Source organism: Sulfitobacter sp. PR48 (assembly GCF_028807335.1).
Lineage (GTDB): Bacteria > Pseudomonadota > Alphaproteobacteria > Rhodobacterales > Rhodobacteraceae > Sulfitobacter.
Window position 1 is genome coordinate 1 of the sequence record NZ_JARAMM010000067.1, and the last position, 1,076, is coordinate 1,076.

Sequence of the window (1,076 nt, forward strand, 5' to 3'; positions counted from 1 at the left end):
GACATATAAGAGCTAAAACCCTTTCTTCATAAGGCTTTCAAGCCATCTAAAAGCATTTAAAAACTTTAAAATAATTAAAAGCCCAGGAAAGGAAAAATTGCCCTTGGTTTTCGCTACGCTCAAACTCTATTGAATCTCGCTTTCGCTCGATTCGTTGGGGCAATTTTTTGGTCAATATTCCCGTGAATTTGAGGAAAAGCAGAAGCAAGATCAAAAGCAACTCGGAATTCGCTTCGCTCATAAAGCCTTTTTACTCGCTACGCTCGGTCTAGGCTCAATTTTTTACATGTGATTTACGCTTATTTAGGCTTCACAGCCTAAAAAGCTGTTTTTCAGAGAGTCTAGGCGCGAATTTTGCTGATGTCGCTCGTAGACACTCGCTTTGCTCATCTTGGTTTTTACATCGAAAAGTTAAAGCCAGTGTCTTTTTTAATAGTCGGTGTTGGTTTATTTTCAGGAGTGAGATTGAGTTCTTGATTCTTAAAGGATGGATCAACTAAAGCTTGTTGCTGTTGAATCGCGGTTATTTCTACTGAGTGGGTATCTGGATTTAAACTCTTCAATAAGGCTGTTACTTCTAAACTGCTATACGGCTGGTCATTCACACTGTAAAACGGTTTAGCACTGAGGTTGAGTTCCTGGTGTTTCTGGAGTTGTTCGCGTTCAAATTCTTGTTGGTTATGCTCGCGGATTTGTTTGATCTGCTCTAAATATTCAGGTGTATTGTTTTGATTGCCAACTCCAAGCTTGGGTTCGGCAATGTAAAAGGTGCCGTGATCTAAATTATATTGTTTATAACTTGAAGACGATACTCGATTGGGGATGTTGATCTCTTGTCCATCGATTTGGTAAGTCAAGGTCGGGGCATATTGGCGTAAGGCATCATTCATATAGTTTTCCCATTCCTTGCGGATATACAGTAAGAATGAACGGTAGTTGTCAAAGCCTTCATCAAGTTGTCTTTTTTTCGCCCCGCCTTTCTCCGGGTTTTTCGGATTAAAGCGTTTGAAGTAGGTTTCTGGCGTGCGGTCAAGGCCATCATTGGCTTTCAAAGACAACATGAGATGACAATGCGG

Annotated in this window: 1 protein-coding gene; it reads right to left on the reverse strand. The window is 40.6% G+C overall.

Annotated features, from left to right (window positions below):
* Positions 1-398: 398 nt before the first annotated feature.
* Positions 399-1,076, reverse strand: a 678-nt coding sequence (locus PVW51_RS24250; RefSeq protein ID WP_443288770.1) for a hypothetical protein, incomplete at its 5' end; no start/stop codon positions are given.